At 38.3% G+C, this 2830-nt stretch carries 3 protein-coding genes; 1 reads left to right on the top strand and 2 read right to left on the bottom strand.

The window, feature by feature from the left end:
- The first annotated feature begins 304 nt into the window (after positions 1–304).
- Complete coding sequence (locus RBR53_11995) at positions 305–682, top strand: hypothetical protein (GenBank protein MDY0133371.1); 378 nt, start codon at positions 305–307, stop codon at positions 680–682.
- Between the two features lie 978 nt (positions 683–1660).
- Here the strand turns inward: RBR53_11995 and RBR53_11990 are convergent.
- Together RBR53_11990 and RBR53_11985 are read right to left on the bottom strand one after the other, a co-directional pair.
- A complete protein-coding gene (locus RBR53_11990) occupies positions 1661–2017 on the bottom strand; it encodes a DUF86 domain-containing protein (protein ID MDY0133370.1) in 357 nt (118 codons plus the stop codon).
- Entirely contained in the window at positions 2014–2322 is a 309-nt protein-coding gene (locus tag RBR53_11985; GenBank protein ID MDY0133369.1) for a nucleotidyltransferase, read from the bottom strand. The genes RBR53_11990 and RBR53_11985 overlap by 4 nt, the downstream gene beginning before the upstream one ends.
- Positions 2323–2830: the final 508 nt, after the last annotated feature.

Here is a 2830-nt window from a genome sequence, read left to right as displayed (position 1 = left end):
TGGGAGCGCAAGCTTTCTGCAGAATTAGGGCGTACATTTCTACAGGAAAAAAGAACGGTTTACCTGTTTTAGAGGGTATTCGTGCGGCGCTCATAGGAGCGCCGTTAACTATACTCTGAGCAGTTACGAATGCTTTAGATTTAGAGAAGACAAATCAACAGTATACAAGAGATATGCTGCCTACGATTATTGTTATAACTATTTCGGAGATTTCTATGTAAACAATAGAACAAAAGATATCGCCTCTTCAGAAAACATGAGTACATCATGCTTACAGCTAGGACTTTTTTTAGCGACTTGGGGAATGTACCGTAATTCAGCCCTGCATAATAGAAGTTTAAAAGTTTACGAAGTTTTGATTAAAAGAATCTCGGAAGAAAAGAGTTTATGGGAAATAGATGTGGAAGATTATTGTAAAGAGGATAAAACTGTAAATGAAGAGGCATTTAGAGCAATTGTAAATTTTGAAGAAGATGTCGTTAAACTGTTCTCCGATGAAAACTATAAAATAGAGCCTTACAAAAAAAGGTATTTTGAGGAACACAGCAGCTTAAAACATAAACCTCTGAATGTAACAACCACTCTTGCTACAAAGATAATGATGGTAGTTTTTGGATGTGTCCCAGCCTATGACAAATATTTTACAACCACTTTAAAAAATAAATCTCTGAATAAAAAATAATTACAGGAAATTTATTGTTTTTATACTACACATAAAGAAATTCTGGATGATTGTCAAGAAAAATTCACGACTCTCGATATAAAAGGCGGCTCAACAATCCATACATACAAAAAAGCGAAGATAATTGATTTGATTGGTTTCCGGGTGAGACAAGAAGAGGAAGCAAGGGAAAAGGCTGGAAATGACAAAGAGATAGATTTGTTAGCTCAGCATCCTGTTTCTCAGTCCTCTTGAGTGTAGCGAAAAGGACACCGTGCTCCCGATGCGGAATTCGGGGAAGACAGCGAGAAACTTATGGAAGCGGTTGTTAAGGGATTGTTAGAAGATGCAGCTACCGAAAAAACAGAGTTAGATAAGCCTGTTCCGCTACAGGTGGCGAGTATTCAATTAAAGTGATAGATCTTTTTTATTTTTCAGGCTTAAAGGAAAAGTTAAGTTAGAAAGGATTCCTGCCTGAAAAATAAAAAATAAGTTGTAAAAATCTGCCCTGAAAAACTATATTCAGCGTTTTTAACGTGTTTTGTTACCGAGCATCAGCTCGGGCCGATTCTTAATGCAAAAAAAGAAGACAGATTTTTAGCATATAGAATTCTTAAGTATTCAATTTAAAAAAATAAGATATTACCTTTTTTTTCTTTTTTTTGCTTTTTGAGAAGGCCGCTCTCATGTGTCGAGCGGGACAAGACAGACTCGGTAAAGCGAATGACGTTGCATCGGTCAGAGATTTTATAACTATTTTTTCGGCTCTCGTTTAGTGAAGTTCACTATTTTATCTTATAAGCTTAGTCCTCTTGAGCGAGCGAAGCGAGTGAAAAGGACGGTGGGCTTCCGAATCGCAATTCGGGGCGAAAAGGACACCGTGCTCCCGAAGCGGAACTCGGGTGCCGAAGCGGAACTCGGGCGGGACAAGAAAGACTCAGTAAAGCAAATAGCGTTGCACTGGTCAAAGATATTATAACCTAATTTTTCGGCTCTCATTTAACAATTTTCTATTTCACCTAGGATTTTCTCTATTAATGGTTTTACAGAAGGTATATCCTCATTTATCGTACTCCAAACTACTTCCAGGTCTATACCGAAATAACCGTGGATCATTTTGTCACGTGTTCCAGTCATTTTTCCCCAGGGAACTTCTGAATGTTTTTTCTTCAAAGATTCTGGTAAATTTTTTGTTGCTTCACCTATGATTTCAAGAGCTCTGGTCACGGCATATACGGTTTTTTTGTCTTCAGCAAATCCATCGAAGTCCAGCCCTTCAATAAAACTTCCGATTTTATCGATAGAATCAAGAATATCATTTAAGAAATCCACAGGATCCCTATCTTCGGCTTTCATACAACCTCGACCTCACTCAAGATACGCTTTCCTATATTGGGTTTAAGCGCACTTTTCATTACCAGATCAACCTTTACCCCCAGAAGCTCACTTAGATGGTCTTCAAGTTCTATATACTTAAACAGGCCGGGTTTCTTATCAAACTGAACCAGAATATCAAGGTCACTATCTTCGGTCTGCTCCCCACGAATATAAGAGCCAAAAACTCCAAGGTAGTTTACACTATATTTTTCTTTTAACTCTGGCAGATGTTGTCTTAATATTTTCATAAAATATTCTGCATCTTTTAGCTCTTGAGAAGGCATTGTTTCTGGAATCCTCCACGCAGTCTTCGATGAAGCACGATTAAAATCTGAATTTATGCTAACAAGTATGTGTATCATATATATTTGTCATTTTCTCAAGTTTGGTTTTTTAACAGGTTCCTTTACGGAAAAGAATCATTGAAAAAGTCGAGCAGTTCATGGGGTTGTGTGATGAACTCGAATCTAAATTGAGGAAGTCTCGGGAAGATAGCGAGAAACTTATGGAAACGGTTGTCAGGGGTTTGTTAGAAGGGGCTGCCGCCTAAATATAAAAAAGAAGTTGTGGAAATCTGCCCCGAAAAATCAGTCCTCTTGAGCGCAGCGAAAAGGACCTCGTGCTCCCGAAGCGAAACTCGGGAAGTGAAACTCGGGAAGGACGGCGCACTGTAGAGACGCAACTCTGCCGGGACAGGAAAGGTTCTGTATTGTGGATGATGTTGCAAGGATCAGAGATTTTATAACTTAATTTTTTGGCCTTAATAAAGCTCATTATTGTAACTTCCAAATA

It is taken from the genome of Desulforegulaceae bacterium (assembly GCA_034006035.1).
Classification (GTDB): Bacteria; Desulfobacterota; Desulfobacteria; order Desulfobacterales; family JACKCP01; genus JACKCP01.
The sequence above is the reverse complement of the archived record's forward strand: the minus strand, read 5'-3'. Positions and strand labels throughout refer to the sequence as shown.

Bases quoted from the DNA above. Each gene is read 5' to 3' on its own strand.
- RBR53_11990 (MDY0133370.1), bottom strand. From the start codon at position 2,017: ATGAAAGCCGAAGATAGGGATCCTGTGGATTTCTTAAATGATATTCTT.
- RBR53_11985 (MDY0133369.1), bottom strand. From the start codon at position 2,322: ATGCCTTCTCAAGAGCTAAAAGATGCAGAATATTTTATGAAAATATTA.
- RBR53_11995 (MDY0133371.1), top strand. From the start codon at position 305: ATGTACCGTAATTCAGCCCTGCATAATAGAAGTTTAAAAGTTTACGAA.